The sequence below is a fragment of the Aliikangiella coralliicola genome, assembly GCF_007004725.1.
In the GTDB taxonomy this organism is placed as follows: domain Bacteria; phylum Pseudomonadota; class Gammaproteobacteria; order Enterobacterales; family Kangiellaceae; genus Aliikangiella; species Aliikangiella coralliicola.
Map to the genome: position 1 here is coordinate 660135 of NZ_ML660162.1, position 17771 is coordinate 677905.

The 17771-nt window shown below is 40.7% G+C and carries 11 protein-coding genes; 7 read left to right on the forward strand and 4 right to left on the reverse strand.

Annotation, left to right across the window (positions count from 1 at the left end; genetic code table 11):
- The first annotated feature begins 273 nt into the window (after positions 1–273).
- The 4 genes from FLL46_RS09030 to dapB all read left to right on the forward strand — a co-directional run bounded on the left by FLL46_RS09030 (position 274) and on the right by dapB (position 5894).
- Positions 274–2055 carry an FAD-dependent oxidoreductase gene (locus FLL46_RS09030; RefSeq protein ID WP_142893157.1) on the forward strand — a complete coding sequence of 594 codons (1782 nt, stop codon included), beginning with the start codon at positions 274–276 and terminating at the stop codon, positions 2053–2055.
- Complete coding sequence (locus tag FLL46_RS09035) at positions 2046–3902, forward strand: 2-oxoacid:acceptor oxidoreductase subunit alpha (protein ID WP_142893158.1); 1857 nt, start codon at positions 2046–2048, stop codon at positions 3900–3902. The genes FLL46_RS09030 and FLL46_RS09035 overlap by 10 nt, the downstream gene beginning before the upstream one ends.
- Positions 3899–4951 (forward strand): 2-oxoacid:ferredoxin oxidoreductase subunit beta, encoded by a 1053-nt coding sequence (locus FLL46_RS09040; RefSeq protein WP_142893159.1) that lies wholly within the window; start codon positions 3899–3901, stop codon positions 4949–4951. The genes FLL46_RS09035 and FLL46_RS09040 overlap by 4 nt, the downstream gene beginning before the upstream one ends.
- Positions 4952–5105: 154 nt before the next feature.
- A complete protein-coding gene (gene dapB / locus FLL46_RS09045) occupies positions 5106–5894 on the forward strand; it encodes a 4-hydroxy-tetrahydrodipicolinate reductase (RefSeq protein ID WP_142893160.1) in 789 nt (262 codons plus the stop codon).
- 86 nt (positions 5895–5980) lie between these two features.
- Here dapB and odhB read toward each other — a convergent pair whose 3' ends face one another.
- The 4 genes from odhB to FLL46_RS09065 all read right to left on the reverse strand — a co-directional run bounded on the left by odhB (position 5981) and on the right by FLL46_RS09065 (position 12077).
- A complete protein-coding gene (odhB, locus tag FLL46_RS09050; RefSeq protein ID WP_142893161.1) occupies positions 5981–7186 on the reverse strand; it encodes a 2-oxoglutarate dehydrogenase complex dihydrolipoyllysine-residue succinyltransferase in 1206 nt (401 codons plus the stop codon).
- A gap of 96 nt (positions 7187–7282) precedes the next feature.
- Complete coding sequence (locus FLL46_RS09055; protein ID WP_142893162.1) at positions 7283–10105, reverse strand: 2-oxoglutarate dehydrogenase E1 component; 2823 nt, start codon at positions 10103–10105, stop codon at positions 7283–7285.
- Positions 10106–10660: 555 nt separating this feature from the next.
- Positions 10661–11266, reverse strand: a complete 606-nt coding sequence (locus FLL46_RS09060; protein ID WP_142893163.1) for an HvfX family Cu-binding RiPP maturation protein — start codon at positions 11264–11266, stop codon at positions 10661–10663.
- A gap of 85 nt (positions 11267–11351) precedes the next feature.
- Positions 11352–12077, reverse strand: a complete 726-nt coding sequence (locus FLL46_RS09065) for a zinc metalloprotease (protein ID WP_142893164.1) — start codon at positions 12075–12077, stop codon at positions 11352–11354.
- Between the two features lie 198 nt (positions 12078–12275).
- Here FLL46_RS09065 and rpe point away from each other — a divergent pair, with 198 nt between their 5' ends.
- The 3 genes from rpe (at position 12276) to FLL46_RS09080 (ending at position 17769) form a co-directional block, all read left to right on the forward strand.
- Positions 12276–12953: a ribulose-phosphate 3-epimerase gene (rpe, locus tag FLL46_RS09070; protein WP_142893165.1), complete on the forward strand. Its 678-nt coding sequence runs from the start codon at positions 12276–12278 to the stop codon at positions 12951–12953.
- 38 nt (positions 12954–12991) lie between these two features.
- On the forward strand, positions 12992–13624 hold the full coding sequence (locus tag FLL46_RS09075; protein ID WP_142893206.1) for an anthranilate synthase component II: 633 nt from the start codon (positions 12992–12994) through the stop codon (positions 13622–13624).
- 80 nt (positions 13625–13704) lie between these two features.
- Positions 13705–17769 carry a hybrid sensor histidine kinase/response regulator transcription factor gene (locus FLL46_RS09080; RefSeq protein WP_142893166.1) on the forward strand — a complete coding sequence of 1355 codons (4065 nt, stop codon included), beginning with the start codon at positions 13705–13707 and terminating at the stop codon, positions 17767–17769.
- The last annotated feature ends 2 nt before the right edge of the window (positions 17770–17771 follow it).

A 17771-nucleotide genomic window follows, 5' to 3' on the forward strand; every position in this document is an offset into this window, starting at 1 on the left:
GTTGAGTTTGGAAAACTTTGCTAACCGGCTGTTTTTCAAAGGTTTTAACGAACAGTGGAGAAGAAACTGAATAGGATTCAGAATTTTATAGAATAATAACTCGATAAAAGCTGATCTTTTATACAAAAGCAAGACACAAAGTTTGAAAAATCAGTATAATCACGCTCAATTAACAAAAAATAACCTATGCTTAGATGTATCTAATTGTTGGTTAGAATTGATGGCTTTTGACAAAGCTTTTTACCACTTAACAGACATTTAGGGGACTTTGGTGTGAAGCCAACAAATATTAAAGATCCTGAATATTTTCACAAGGTTGTAGACTGTCAGTATGCGTGTCCCGCGCATACACCGGTGCCAGAATATATTCGACTGATTGCCGCAGGGCGTTATGATGATGCCTATATGATTAATTGGGAGTCGAATGTATTCCCTGGCATCTTGGGTCGGGTTTGTGATCGTCCCTGTGAGCCGGCATGCAGGCGCGGCCGAGTTGAAGAAGAGCCGGTTGCAATTTGCAGATTGAAACGTGTTGCAGCAGATAATAAAGAAGATATAAAAGATCGACTGCCAACCATCATGCCGAAAAATGGTAAAAAGATTGCACTGGTTGGTGCTGGACCTGCGTCACTGACTGTTGCTCGTGATCTTGCCCCATTGGGTTATGAAGTTGAGCTCTTTGATGAACAAGACATCGGCGGCGGTTTCATGCGCAATCAGATTCCCTCTTTCCGCCTCCCAATCGAAGTGTTAAACGAAGAAGTTAACTACATTCTTGATATGGGCGTTGCTGCTCATTTTAAACATTATGTCGATAGTTTAAAAAGTTTAGTCGATAAAGATTATGACGCTATTTTTGTTGGGTCTGGCGCGCCAAATGGCCGCGACTTGACTAAATTACCTGGGCGTCAGGAAGGCGATGACAGCATTCATGTTGGTATTAATTGGCTTGATAGTGTGGCTTTTGAGCACACTAAGTCTATCGGCGAAAACGTCATCGTGTTAGGCGGCGGTAACACCGCTATGGATTGTTGCCGTACTGCGCTTCGATTAGGCGGGAAAAACGTCAAAATTGTCGTGCGTAGTCCACAGGCTGATATGAAAGCATCACCTTGGGAAATTGAAGATGCAATTTCGGAAGGCGTACCGATTTTCGAAAACCATACACCGAAAGAATTTGTGGTAGAAAACGGTAAATTGACCGGAATGAAGTTTGAAAAGGTGCGCGCTGAATATGATGAAAATGGTAAGCGTTCTTTAGTACCAACCGGTGAAGATTTAGTTTTCATGGAAGCAGACCAGGTCTTGATTGCGATTGGTCAGGATAATGCGTTCCCTTGGATTGAGAGAGACATTGGCATTGAGTTTGGCAAGTGGGATATGCCGGTTGTCGATCAGGTGACGTTCCAGTCTACCAATGAGCGAGTTTTCTTCGGCGGTGATGCTGCTTTCGGGCCATCAAATATCATTACCGCAGTTGCCCACGGCCATCAGGCCGCGATTTCAATTCACAAGTTTTGTCAGGGCGAAAGTTTAACTGACAGACCCGCGCCGCAGGTTAATTTATTGTCACAGAAAATGGGTTTCCACGAGTGGACCTATGATAATGAAATTGATCATGACAAGCGCCATCTGGTGCCTCACGTTGATAAGGAAATTGCACTAAACAACTTAAAAGTTGAAGTTGAAAAAGGCTACGATCAAGATTTAGGTTACGAAGAAGCCATGCGTTGTCTGAATTGCGACGTGCAAACGGTATTTACTGACAACCTTTGTATTGAATGTGATGCATGTGCTGACGTTTGTCCGACTAACTGTATTAATTTTACGGACAACGGTGAGGAAGAAGACCTTAGAACACGTCTACTAGAACCGGCTAATTTAACCGATCAGGATTTATATGTTTCTGGCGAATTAAAAACTAGCCGAGTGATGGTGAAAGACGAAAATGTTTGTCTCCACTGTGGTTTATGTGCCGAACGCTGTCCGACGGCAGCATGGGACATGCAAAAATTTTCTTATTCTGTTACTAAGGCGGGCAAAGAATGCGCATAGAAGCGGTTAATGATTTTGTCATTCGCTTTGCGAATGTGAACGGTACTGGATCTGCCAGTGCGAATAATATGTTTTCCAAAGCAGTGTTTAGAATGGGAGTGCCGGTTAGTCCGAAAAATATTTTCCCTTCTAACATTCAGGGTTTACCAACCTGGTTTGAAGTTCGAGTCACTGAAAAAGGTCATCTGGGTAGTCGAGGTGATGTCGATTTCGTTGTGGCGATTAATGGCCAGACGATGCGTAAAGACTATGATTCGTTGTTGCCCGGCGGATATTTTTTGTTCGATTCTACCAAAGCTTTGCCGAGAGATTTTAAACGAGACGACATTATCGAAATTGGCATTCCGTTAACTCAGATGTGTATCGATAACTACACCAACCCGAGACAACGCCAGTTATTTAAAAATATTATTTACGTTGGTGCCCTCGCCTATCTTTTCGATATGGAGTTTGAGGTATTAACCAATATGGTTAAGGATCAGTTTGCTAAAAAAGAGAAATTGATACCACCGAATATTGGTGCGCTCGAATTAGGTTACAACTATGCCAAAGAACATTACCCAAATGCTTGTGGCTTGAAGGTTCAACGTCGAGATAATGTAGGCGATTCAATTATCATTGACGGTAATAGTGCCGCTGGTCTTGGTGCTGTTTACGGCGGTGCAACAGTCGTTGGTTGGTATCCGATTACACCATCAACATCTGTGGTCGAAGCATTTGAAAAGTATGCAAAAAAATTCCGCATAGAAGATGACACTAAACAAAATAAGTTCGCCATTATTCAGGCCGAAGATGAACTGGCCGCTATTGGTATGGCCATAGGTGCTAACTGGAACGGCGCTCGCGCTTTTACCGCAACGTCGGGTCCTGGCGTATCATTAATGAGTGAATTTTTAGGCCTTGCTTATTTTGCAGAAATTCCGGTTGTCTTAATGGACATTCAGAGAAGCGGTCCGAGTACAGGAATGCCCACAAGAACTCAACAGTCAGATGTTATTTCTGCCGCTTACGCGTCGCATGGTGATACCAAGCAAGTTTTGTTGATTCCTTGTGACCCCGCTGAATGTTTTGAAATGTCTGCCACAGCTTTTGATTTGGCTGACAGATTACAAACGCCTGTCATTTTATTATCGGATCTTGATTTGGGAATGAACGATCATATGAGTCGACCGCTGATATGGGATGATGAACGTAAATATGATCGCGGAAAAGTATTAACTGCTGAAGATTTGGATAATATGAAAGAACGTTGGGGTCGTTATAAAGACGTCGATGGTGATGGCATCGGTTATCGAACTTATCCTGGTACTCACCCAACTAAAGGCTCTTACTTTACTCGTGGTTCTTCACATGACGATTATGCTGCCTACACTGAAGACAGCGGCGTTTATGAAGATAATATGCAGCGATTGGTTAAAAAGTGGGATACGGCAAAAGATTTAGTACCAAAACCACAAATTAAATACCGCGACGAAAATTCGAAGGTTGCCGCAATTTTTTATGGCACGAGCGCGCAAGCTAGCTATGAAGCGCTCGATGGTTTGGAAGCTGAAAATATCAAAATTAATACTTGCCGAATCAAGTCTTTCCCCTTCCATCCTGATATTAAGGATTTCATTGAGCAACACGACACTATTTTTGTTATCGAGCAAAATCGTGATGCGCAAATGAGAACTTTGCTTATCAATGAGTTCAACACTGGCACCGAAAAATTACAGTCAATATTGAATATCGACGGAATGCCGATCCGAGCCCGTCGAATCAAACGGAAAATTGAAAGAATGTTAAATGGTGAAAATGTTAATCCTTTTACGACGGCCAATAGCGGTAAAGAGGTAGCGGCATGAGTTATTTAAAGTCCAGGTTTCGTCATCCTGAATCGGCCAAAAATGACCTGGGATATACAAAGGCTAATTACGAAGGTGCTTTGTCGACGTTATGCGCGGGTTGTGGGCATGACTCTATCAGTAACTCGATCATCAATGCGTGTTTTGAGTTATCACTTGAGCCCCATAAAATTGCCAAAATGTCTGGTATTGGTTGCTCGTCAAAGACTCCTGCGTATTTTCTGTCGAACTCTCATGGTTTCAATTCTGTCCATGGCCGAATGCCATCGGTAACCACCGGTGCCAATATGGCTAACCGTGACCTGGTTTACGTGGGTATTTCTGGTGATGGAGACACAGCTTCGATTGGAATGGGACAGTTCATGCATCTGGTTCGCCGGAATATCAACATGGTTTATATCGTGATGAACAATGGCGTTTATGGATTGACTAAAGGCCAGGATTCGGCCACCGCTGATGTCGGTAGTGCGAGTAAAAAAGGTGTGCCTAACATGTACGAGCCGATGGATTTGTGCGAGCTGGCCATTTCTCTTGGTTCGGGTTACGTCGCGAGAAGTTTTTCTGGCGATAAAGACCAGTTAGTTCCTCTTATTAAAGGCGCAATAAAACACAACGGTTTTGCACTGATTGACTGTATTTCCCCTTGCGTGACTTTTAACAATAATAACGGTTCTACCAAAAGTTACGAATGGGTTCGTGATCACAAAGAAGCGACAGGTACTTTTGATCTGGTACCTCACGAACAAGAAATTAAAGTACAGGATCCGGAGCAGTTGCACGAAAGTGTCAAATTGCATGATGGTTCAGTCATTAATTTGCATCGTCAGCCGGGCTCTCTGGATATTAAGTGTAGAGAATCGGTTTTATCGGCATTGGAAGAAGCGAAGCAAAGTGGCCAGGTGTTAACTGGGTTACTGCACCTTAATAGTGATTCGCAAAATACCCATGAAATTATTAATACGTCCAAGCGGCCACTCAATACCATGGACGAAGCCGATCTTTGTCCTGGCAATGATTTGCTACAAGCTTTTAATCAGAGTTTAAGATAAATATGTCTGGTGACATTTTAAGTTAATCATTTCATTAGATAGTTAAAATTAATACTGTTTAAAAACGCGCTTTATTGCGCGTTTTTATTCTGCACTCTACTAATAGTTTTTAAGTAAAGCGATCTTAATTGATGATAAGTTCACAAGGATAATTATGAAAACCAAAATTGCTGTTAATGCCGCTTCTGGAAAAATGGGGCAGCAAGTTATTAGTCAAGCAACCTCACATTCGCAGGTGGAGCTCACTGCCGCTTTCTGCCGTTCGGACCATCGATTGTTAGGACGTCAGGTGGGGTTTAACAATATTGAATACACCAGTGATATTGAGCAAGGTCTAAACCAGAGTGATGTCGTTATTGATTTTAGTTTACCTGAAGGAACAATGGAGCTGGTAAAGCAAACGGCTAAAACTAAAACGCCATTAATTATTGGTACAACAGGTTTTAGTGACGAGCAAATTAGTGAACTCAAAGATGCCGCGAAAAATTTTCCTGTGTTACTTGCGCCAAATACCAGCATTGGTGTTAATTCTACTTTAGCATTATTGTCTTTGGCGGCAAAAATGCTTGGTAAACAAGCCGACATTGAAATTATCGAAGCCCATCATAAGCACAAAATTGATGCGCCGTCAGGGACGGCGATTCGAATGGGTCAGGCCATTGCCGAAGCAATGGGAGAGAATTTTAACGACCTCAAAACAACCGATAGCCGTTTTGAAAAAAGAACGCGCAAAAAAGGTGAAATCGGTATGTCCGTCATTCGAGCTGGGGAAATTATTGGTGAACATAAAGTATTATTTGCGCTGGATAACGAAATCATCAGTATTGAGCATAAAGCACAAAATCGCCATTGTTTTGCGGAAGGCGCGGTGGAAGCTGCAGTTTGGTTAGCGCAGCAGCCAGCGGGTTTTTATACTATGCAGGACTTTTTAGCGAACCGGTAAAATCGTCAACAGGAAAGGACAAATAAAAAACGGGGCGCTAGTTGCCCCGTTTTTCGTCGATGCTTTTAAGTGCTGCAATCTATATATTACAGTCCTAAAAGTAACCGCTCCGGCTCTTCAAGCAGCTCTTTTATCGTTACCAAAAATCCAACCGCTTCTTTGCCATCGATTAGTCGGTGATCATAAGAAAGCGCCAGGTACATCATTGGTAAAATTACGACTTCACCATTAACCGCCATGGGGCGATCTTGGATTTTGTGCATACCCAGAATTGCAGTTTGCGGTGGATTAACGATAGGCGTTGAAAGTAACGAACCAAATACGCCGCCATTTGAAACCGTGAAAGTTCCACCGGTCATGTCATCGATTGATAGTTTTCCATCTCGGGCTTTTATGCCATAGCCGCGAATATTATTTTCAATATCGGCGAGGCTCATATTATCAACATTTCTTAATACTGGAACGACTAGTCCCCGTGGTGAAGACACTGCAACACCGACGTCTTGATAACTATGGTAAATAATATCGTTGCCATCGATAGAGGCATTAACTGCTGGAAAACGCTTTAGCGCTTCAACTGATGCTCTAACAAAAAATGACATAAAACCTAGGCGAGTATCATGACGTTTTTCAAATTCATCTTTGTACTTGGCACGTAAGTCCATAATCGGTTTCATATTCACTTCGTTGAAAGTGGACAGCATGGCCATATTTTGCTGTGCTTCAACTAAGCGATTCGCGATTTTTGCGCGCAATCTCGACATAGGTTCGCGTCGCTCGAAACGCTCTCCCTGTGGAATGACTGGTTCGCTTGGCGCTTTGCTGCTTGCTGCAGGTGCTGCTTCTTTGTTTGATCGGTTTTCAATAAAGGCCATCACGTCTTCTTTGACAATGCGTCCATTTTTGCCCGTTCCTTGAATGAGATCAGGATTAATTTCATATTCAGCCACCAGCTTTCTTACTGCTGGGCTAAGAATAGCATCACTGCTATCAGCTTCTGCGCTGCCGCTTGAAGATTCTTCGTCGGTTGATGGCGCTGAAGTAGAACCACCTGCGCCGGCATCATAGTGCCCAATGACTTCATCACTCAGCACCGTGTCTCCTTCATCCTTAAGAATTTTGCTTAGTGTACCGTCTTCAGGAGCCACCACTTCGATGACGACTTTGTCGGTTTCTATATCAACAATCAATTCGTCTCGTGAGAAAGCTTCGCCAGCACTTTTGTGCCAGGTAGCGATGGTTCCGTCTGCTACAGATTCTGGAAATGTTGGAGCTTTTATTTCAGTAGCCATGATTATTCCTATAAGGTTTTGTTATCTATTAATTTCGTTCAATACTGATTTTTTATTAATGCCCACATCTCTGGAGCACTCAATTAATTTGGGGTCTTACTTTTGACCTATCGCCTGTGTAATAAACTCTTCCAACTGTTTTAAATGTAATGCCATATAACCCGCTGCCGGTGCGGCTGAGGCTTCTCTTCCGGCAAATTCAACTAGCAAGTTTTCGTTATGGGCATGAACTACATCTTTTAGATGGTGATGAGAGCTATACCAGGCACCTTGATTTTTGGGCTCTTCCTGACACCATATCGCTTTATCAAGGTTCTTATACTCAGAAATTGCTGCTTTTAATTCTTCTTCAGGGAATGGATAAAGCTGCTCTATTCTTACAATCGCGATATGCTCAGCGTTAATCTGGCGACGTCTCTCAAGTAAATCGTAATAAACTCGCCCACTACACATTACTAGCCTGGTGACTTTTTCTGGAGAAATATCGTCAGTTTCAGGTAATACGTTTTTAAAGCTACCGTTAGCAAGCTCTTCCATAGTGGAAACTGCTTCTTTGTGGCGCAATAGACTTTTGGGCGACATGATGACCAATGGTCTTCTCATCGGGCGAATAACCTGACGGCGTAATAAGTGGAAAATTTGTGCCGGCGTCGTTGGAACGCAAACCTGAATGTTATGTTCGGCGCAAAGCTGTAAAAAGCGTTCAAGTCTTGCGGATGAATGCTCTGGTCCCTGCCCTTCATAACCATGGGGTAGCAACATGGTTAATCCACATAACCGGCCCCATTTATGTTCACCACTGGTTATAAATTGGTCGATAATCATTTGCGCGCCATTGGCAAAATCACCAAACTGGGCTTCCCAGATAACCATGGTCATCGGGTTAGTTGTTGCATAACCATATTCAAATCCGAGTACCGCTAATTCAGACAAGAATGAATCGTAGATGGTGAATCGCTTCTCAACATTTTGCAGGTTTTGTAATGGAACGTAAGATTCACCGGTTTTCTGGTGGTGCAATACGGCATGACGATGAGAGAAAGTTCCTCGACCAACATCTTGCCCGGTGATTCTTACAGAATTGCCACCCTTCAAAATACTGCCGTATGCGAGTGTTTCGGCAAATCCCCAATTTACGGGAAGTTCGCCACTCGCCATCAGTTTTCGATCTTCAATGACTTTTTGAACCTGGCGTTGTAATGCAAATCCTTCCGGTACTTCACAAAACTCACCGGCTAATTCTACTAAGGCTTGTTGATCATAAGTTGTATCAGCGGGTGTATCCCAGTCATGGCCCAGATAAGGTGTCCAATCGAAAAACAGGGCTTTGTCAGGATCCTCAACCAGGCCTTTAACGACGCTATTGCCTTTTTCCAGGTTGGCACGATATTCATCAGCCATCTGGTTGATTTGTTGGTTAGTTATCTGATTATGCTCCACCAGGCTTTTACTGTATTGGGACAAAACAGACGGTAATTTTCGAATAATGCTATACATCAATGGCTGAGTGCCAAAGGGCTCATCAGCTTCATTGTGACCGCGGCGCCGGTAGCAAACCAGGTCAATGACAATGTCTTTTTTGAAACGGAAACGATAGTCGATGGCAAGCTGGCTAACAAAAAGAACCGCTTCTGGATCGTCACCATTAACATGAAGAATTGGCGCTTCGACAACTTTAGCAACGTCGGTGCAGTATTCAGTTGAGCGCGCATCTTCTTTTTTACTGGTTGTAAAACCGACCTGATTATTAATAATGATATGGACGGTACCGCCGGTTTTATAGGCGCGAGTCTGAGACATTTGCAGGGTTTCCATCACCACACCCTGGCCGGAAAAGGCCGCGTCTCCATGAATGTTGATTGGAACTACGGTATCACCGGACAAATCTCTGCGTTTGTCCTGTCTGGCTCGTGCAGAGCCTTGAACAACCGGCGAAACAATTTCCAGGTGACTGGGGTTAAATGCCAGGGCTAAATGAATTTCTCCACCTGGTGTCATAACATTGGACGAAAATCCTTGATGATATTTTACATCGCCCGAACCCATTTCATATTCGGCAGTTCCTTCGAATTCATCAATTAGCTCAGAAGCTTTTTTGCCTAGTGTATTAATCAGAACATTCAATCTGCCGCGGTGTGCCATGCCGATGACAACTTCTTTGGTGTTGTAACTTCCGGCTTTTTGTATCAGCTCGTCGACGATGGGAATTAAACTTTCTCCACCTTCAAGTCCGAAGCGTTTCGTTCCGGGGTATTTAGCGCCAAGGTATTTTTCCAGGCCTTCGGCGGCAATTAACCGATCCAACAACTTAAGTTTGGTCTGTTGGTCATATTTGGGGTGAGACTGAACCGACTCTAACCTTTCTTGAAACCACTTTTTCTCTTCACTGTTAACAATGTGCATAAACTCAGCACCAACCGAGGTACAGTATGTCTTTTTCAGTGCGTCGATAATATTTTTCAGCGTGGCTTGCTCTTCGCCGAAATAAAGTGTTTTGGTTTGAAATTTAGTGTTTAGGTCAAGCTCTGATAAGCCATGATAGCCGAGTGCTAAATCAACCACCGGCTTCCTTTCCATGAGTCCTAGCGGGTCCAGGCTGGCGACTTGATGTCCCCTGACGCGATAAGCTTCTATCAATTCTAAAACAGCAACTTGTTTCGTTTCATGTTCGATAGAAACAGTGCCGCTAATTTTGCGTCGGTTACTGAGTTGGGAAAATTGTTCTTTGACTTGTGCGTGTGAAATGTCTTTTTGACCTGCAGGAAGTTCACTGGCAATGGATTTAAAGTAAGCTCTCCACTCTTCCGACACCGATTCTTCTGAATCCAGATATTGCTCATAGAGCTCTTCTACGTAAGAAGCACTGCCACCGGAAAGGCTGCTACTACTTCGCATTCGGTCGATATATTTTTCCTGCATTGTTGTTCTCTAGTGTTCCAGGTTAGCTTAAAGTCTGTCTTATGAATCCGTCTTAAAATCGGTTCGAAATCGCATTTTTAATCGTTAAGTTAAGCGCGTTGATTGTATTATTTTAGATAGCATTGGCCAAAACGCTTAATAAAACTGTATTTTAATTAACCATTCGCTGTTTTAATTGGGATAATCATTGGTTTCCAAAGGGTGAAATAGGGAATTTAAGACATCGTTATAACAATATTTAGTTAACAATTCTGGTTGTTTGGTTCGGTAACGGTCCATTTTTAAAAATGTGTGTTGACAGCCCTTGTTTTGCAGGCGGATCCTAACTTTTTAATCGCCTCAGGTCTATAGCTCAATAACTGAATTGTATTAAAAAATTCGACTGCCTCAGCATAATTTTAGTGATTATAAAATAAGTGATAATGATTATCATTAATGGGCTTGTCTTTTTTCAGTTTTTTGTACTTCTAAGCCGTTTTTGTCGCACCAGTTACTAAAAATCGAGTTAATTACCAATTAACCCGATTTTTAGTCTTAGAGTTTTCAATTGAAAAGTTAGCTTTTGTTGAAATGCTTATCCAGAAAGTAGTCAACGCTAAATAGCTTACCGCCGCCGCTGAAAAACAGGGCAAGTAGCATGACAAAATAAGTGACTCCAAACTCAATTCCGTTATTTAGGCTAGCGATACTCCCTTTTTCGGTTAGCCAGTCATAATTACCGTGTTCTTGTAAAATACTCTTTGCGCGAGATAACCTTTCAACAGCGACTTCAGTGTTTTCTGTTGCTCCCCAACTATTCAAATCATGTATAGCCTGCCAGCCGTTCTCCCAGTGGACAGCAAAAATAGCGACTAACATGGTTACCATTAAGGGAATAGCGATCCAGCGTGTAGCAAGTCCAATTAATAATAAAATGGCGCCTATTGTTTCCGTGCCTGCTGCCAGACCTGCCATCACCTCAGGAAAAGGTAAGCCTAATCCCCAATCTGAATTTCCAAACCATGCAACGACATCTTCAAATCCATTCAGTTTATTGGTGCCGGCAACCCAAAATACGGGGAATAGGAATAATCTGAGTGCTAAGGGGCCAAGCCCAGAAATTAAGTCTGTTTTGTTAAAGATTGCATTGTGTAACTTATAATAATTTTCGACTAGCTTCATCAAAATAAAAATCTCCGACCATTTAATTAGATTGTTCTCAAAGACTGATGAAGTGGCAAAATGTTTCACACTGCTGAATTATTCGTTACTGCTGCAGGCCGTACCACCTTTCCATCGCCAGTTTATCCAGTGCTGATAGTTCGCTTTTCGCAAGAATCAGTTTTTCGGTGTTATCTTCCAGGACGACTACTTGAGGATAGTTCATTATCGAGTGTTGGTCATAGATAGTGGCGTTAATTTTCTGACTTGGTAGCGGCTGATTGATTTCTCTGCACTTGATTGTTGCTTTTTGCCCCAGATAGCCGAGTTGCTTCATTCGAGGAATGCAATTTTCGATATGTTTTTGAATGGGAGCGTTGCCGAAGGGCCAGGTAGGATTACGGTATTCGTGTTCAAATCCCAGTGCGTGACCAAATTCATGAAGAACATACCGTTTTGCCAGTTCAGGTGCCAGTTGTTCCTGACTTAGCCGGTTGAGTAATAATGTTGGGGTTGTTCCAGCGTAGTCTCCATGGTCACCTAACATCGAGCCGGTATGAGAGCTAAAACTAATTCGGATGTGAGTGTCGATGGATTTAGAGTCTATTTTGCTAATAAAGCGCAACTTCAGACTGGTATTCTCTACCCAAAGCGGCGCAATGTTTTTGACCAGATCGATTTGTTGGGCTGATCCGTCAAGAAACACCACATTCAGTACCATGTTCTGAGGCCACATTTTATCTTTGACTAAAACCGCAGCACGACCTGTTTGGCTGTATGAGAGCGCAAGAAGCAGGTAAGCGATGGTTAATTGAATGAAAGTTCGGTTCATCTTTGGCTGATATTAGTAAATGCGGGTATTAATTGAGCGGATACTATACCTGATAGTTACCCTTTAATCAGCAGAATGACGCAACAACTCAGTCAGAGTGTGACCTGTAGGTCAATCAATCAGGATGAAATTTCAGTGCAACGATACATTCAATCTTATAAAATGAATACACTTTAGATCGCTACTGAGAATTTTTACATGCGAAAGCCAATTATTGCGCCCTCTATTTTGTCCGCTGATTTTGCCCGTCTAGGGGAAGAAGTTGAAGCTGTTATCGCCGCTGGAGCTGACTGGGTTCATTTTGATGTGATGGACAACCACTACGTTCCTAATTTGACCATTGGTCCGATGGTTTGTAAAGCATTGAGAAATCATGGCATTGAAGCACCGATTGATGTGCATTTGATGGTAAAGCCAGTTGATAGGATTATTCCGGACTTTGCTGAAGCTGGTGCGAGTATTATCACTTTTCATCCTGAGGCCAGTGAACACATTGATAGAAGCCTGCAACTGATCCGTGATTCTGGCTGTCAGGCTGGTTTAGTTTTTAATCCTGCGACGCCGATACATTATCTGGAGCATGTAATGGACAAGTTAGATGTCATCTTGTTGATGTCGGTTAACCCCGGTTTTGGTGGTCAGTCGTTTATTCCACAAACACTTAATAAGCTTAAACAGGTCAGAAGCTTAATTGATAACAGTGGTTATGATATACGCCTGGAGGTTGATGGCGGTGTTAAGGTTGATAATATCGGTGAAATTGCTGCCGCCGGTGCCGATGCTTTCGTTGCTGGGTCAGCTATTTTTAATGCCGAAGATTATCAAGCAACGATAGAGTCAATGCGACAAAATATTACTAAAGCTGTCGGCGCTTAATTATCGTGACAGCAAGTAAAAATGTCGGTCGTATTTTAATGATCGACAACTATGACTCCTTCACTTTTAATCTTGTTCATTATCTGCAGCAAATTACTGCTGAGATAAACGACGATGAAGAGCAACAACAAAAAAGCGAAGTGGTTGTTAAGCGTAATGATCAGTTAACGCTAGCAGATATTGAGCGATTAGCGCCCTCCCATATTGTGATTTCGCCGGGGCCCTGTGATCCTGATAAAGCGGGGTTGTCATTGGATATCGTGAATCATTTCAAAGGCGTTATTCCAATTTTGGGTATCTGTCTTGGCCACCAGGTGATTGGGCAATGCTTCGGTGGAAAAGTTGTTAAAGCTGAAACTGTAGTTCATGGTAAAACGTCGAAAATTTATCACGTTAACCAAGGGATTTTTACAGGATTACCACAAGGGTTTACAGCTACTCGATATCATTCTTTGGTATTGGAAAAAGAATCATTGCCCGATTGTTTGCAAGTGACTGCCTGGACGAATTTTAATTCCGATGAAAATCAGGATGATAGGCAAAATGATATTGAATATATTATGGGAATTAAGCATCGAGAATTTCCGATTGAGGGGGTTCAATTTCATCCTGAGTCTGTGCTGTCTCAGCATGGGGTCGAAATGTTACGTGTGTTTGTTCACAATAGTTAAGATTGTGTAGAAAGGCGATTCAATTATCTAATGAAATTACAAATAACGCTAATTTTTCGGTTTAGGCTTGTCGTTTCAATATGAAGTTAAAACCAATAATAAGCTTTTTAGTTATCCCTCTCTTTTTTATTAGTATTCACTCTTATCCAAAATCAGATAGAGTTTTTCAAACGAAGATTTTTGAGACATTCACAAAGAAGAATGGCCTTGGTAGTAATTCTGTTTTCGACATTTATCGAAGTTCAGACGGTTTTTTGTGGGTTGGTACTGTTTATGGACTTTATCGTTATGACGGAGTTCGATTTTCTCTAGTAAATATACAAGATATTATGGCTTCCAAATATTGGGTACATCATGTTACTGGAGATCTTGAGAAAAATATCTGGTTGAGCATCTATCCGAGGACTATTGTTAGATATAATACTAGAACTAGCAGTACGAAATTATACAATCTAAAAAATAAGCACGGAGAACTCTTAGATGAAGGAAAAGTTACGAAAGTTTTTGTTGACAGTTCCAACGATATTTGGGTTGGCACCACAACAAATTTACAAAAGTTAAATCGAAAAATAAATCAGTTTGAGGAATTCCCTCTTGTTAGCAATAATAAGAAATCGACAATTGATTCTGTGTCAGATATTGTTCAGGAAGGAAAAAAACTATGGATTGGAACAAATAATGGTATTGTCGAACTAGATCACAATAATAGTTATAAAAGACATTTACCTGCTTTTTTAAGGGATACTAATAATTTTCAAGTTGTAGATATTGAAAAAAGTAATGATGGATATCTATGGGTTGCGACATCAAAAAATATCTATAAATTTAACTCGAAAAAAAATAACGACATCACCTTACTCGATTGGAAAGAAAAGGAGCTTTGTAGGCAGCCGATTAAAAAAATGTTTTTTGATGATGCTAATCGAATCTGGCTGAGTTTTAGTGGCGATAGCATTAATATTTGCGTCATTAACATCGGAAAATTTTCTGCAAGAGAAATTCTGTCTAGCAACGCTTTTCAGTCTTCTTTTAAGAATGATGATTTCTATCAAGCACACCAAGATCAAGAAGGTATTATCTGGTTTGGGACGGATGGGGGCCTAGTTAAGTTAAGTAAGAATTTAGATGTATATGAGTTCTTTACGGCTACTACAAGTAAGGGACTACTGATGTCCATGGATAAAATTCATAATAACCTTTTCATGTCCTCAAATGGTTTTTGGCATTTCGATAGAGAAACTTTATTGGGTGAAAAGCTATTAGAGCATGAAATTCAGAGTTCCGGAATTTTAAATGGAATTGGTATTTATTACACTAAGCGTTTTCAAGGGAGAGTTAATGTATACTTTTATGATAGCTCTAGTAAACGAAATATAGAAGCAACTGCGCTTAACAAAACGCTGAGCAACTTAAATATCAATAATGTTTCTTTGATTGGTGGAGATAATGGTTACTTATGGGTCGTAACTTCAAAAGGGGTTATTCGTTATCAACATTTTAACAAAAAAATAGCGAAGATTTTTTGGAAAAAACGTGGCTTAAAATCGAAAATCTCTCCTTTCTACCTTAGAAATTTTGATAGCCAAGTATGGGGCTGTGCTATGGATGGCGAATTATTCTATTCCGATCTAAATGGCGCGAATTTACAAAAAGTCACTTTAACGAATAGAAATCAAGTTACACTTCGATGTAATACTATAAGTCAAGGTTTAGGTCGTTATTTATGGGTTGGTGCGCAGGCTGGAGTGTTTTCAGTCGACATGTTATCAAAAAACGTAAAACATGTGCACGATGTAGATGTATATGTTGGACGAACGGTAGAGACTGATACAGATTTATGGATTGAGTCGGAAGGACTCTTCTATATATTTAATAAGGAAAGCGAAAAACACTCAATAGTGGATCTTAGCAGATTCGAAGATATCTCTACTGCTTCTTATTACTCGAAACCATATATCGAAAATAACGTAGGCTTTTTCCCATATTTGCAAAAATCGTTAAAGTTGAGTTTTGATAAATTCGAGCATCCGGAAGAGCATGTAAAAGTTAATTTCAGCGATTTTTACCTGAATAATAATAAGGTTGATCTAAGAAACCATCCTTTAGTTAATACTAACTTTCAAATACCTTATGTCGAAAATTTAGAGATAAAATACTCAAAAAGTACAATCAAATTTGATTTCTTTTCATCAAATTTCTCGGTGCCACACAAGGTTAAGTACCGATACAAATTAGATGGCTATGATGAAGATTGGTTGTATGCTAATTACCAACAAAACTTTGCAAGCTATCCCAGTTTATTTGACGGTGTATATACTTTAAAGGTTCAGGCACGCATAGAAGATAGTGAACAATGGGGGCCAGTCAGAGAGCTTACTTTAACAATCACTCCACCTCCGTGGAGAACATGGTTGGCTTATAGTTTCTATTTTATTGCGATTGGCTTTATTCTATATTCAATATACCAGTATCGTTTACGTGTACTTACGCGTAAGGCAAAGGAATTAGAGCAACAAGTCAAACAAAGAACTGAGCAAATTGAAATTCAAAAAGAGACGATAAAAAACTTACTTGAAAGAAAAAATGAAATGTTTGCCAATGTCTCTCACGAGTTTAGAACGCCTTTAACGCTAATTATTGGACCGGTCAATTCGTTTATACAAAAGCACAAAGATTATAAGGTTGACTTCATGCCGGTCATAAATAATGCCAAACGTTTGCTAAGAATGGTCGATCAACTATTAGACATTGCGAGAATTGACAGCGACCAAAAAAGCGATTTCGAAATAATAAATCTTTCAGAACTTGTAAAAAAAATTGCCGTTAATATGCAATCTCTTGCTGAGGAGAGAAAACTTAATATAAAAATCAATGTTAGCGATTCTGCTTACGTACAAGTTAACTATGATGCGGCGGAAAAAGTAATCGTTAATTTAGTGTCGAATGCCATCAAATATAATTCTCCTAATGGAACTATTTCGATAAAGCTTGAAACTAATAAAGACAAAGTCTTCTTTTCAATTTCTGATACAGGAATAGGAATTCCGTCATCAGAGCAAGAAAGAATTTTTGAGCGATTTGTCAGATTAGAACAAAATGAAACTGATATCCCTGGAGCAGGCATTGGTCTTGCTCTGGTTAAAGAACTGGTTGAACGCTACCAAGGAAAAATATCTATAAAAAGCGAAATAGATCAGGGGTCCTGTTTTAGCATTGAGTGGCCGAAAGCTGAAAACAAGGAACATCTACACTCTAGTGAAATAAACACGGAGATCGATTTAGACAGCATTATTTCAACGCAAGAAGTCGATGCAATAAGAAATAGTCAATCTACCATTGAAGTTAGTAGCCAAGAAGAGACCCTGGCAGAAAATAAACCTAAAGTATTAATTGTTGAAGATCACCCTGAAATGCGTGCCATGTTAAATAATTTATTGAATAGCAACTATGATTGCGAGTTGGCAAAAAATGGTAGTGAGGGGATCGAAAAAGCAATTAATACAATTCCCGATCTGGTTATTACTGACTTAATGATGCCTGGTAAGTCAGGATTTGATGTCGCCAAGGCGCTCAGAAACGACACTAAAACTTCACATATTCCAATAATATTACTCACCGCTAAAGGAGATATCGGCAGTCGATTAACGGCATGGAAAACAGAAATAGATGAATTTATCACTAAGCCATTTGATCAACATGAATTACTAGTTAGATGTCAAAACCTTCTCAATATTCGTCGGCTATTAAGCTCTCGCGTTAATTCACAGCTAAATAATGTGAATCATGATGAACGGGTTTCGCTGGAAGGAATTAGCCTCCGTGATCAAGAGTTTATCAAATCACTAGAGGATGCAGTGGAAAGTCGTTATTCGAACGATAAATTGACCGTGTCAATATTAAGTGGTCTTTTATTTATGAGTGAAAAACAATTACAGAGAAAAGTGAAAGCTCTGTTGAACCAAAGTATTCCGGATTATGTAAGAAACTACCGTATGCGCAAAGCCGCCGAGTTACTGGAAAGTGGTATGCAAGTTTCGCAAACTGCATTTGAGGTTGGCTTTTCTTCTGCCAGCTATTTTGGCTCGTGCTTCAAAGCCTGTTTTGGTGTTAATCCTTCTGAATATTTAAAACAGAAAAATAGATAAAG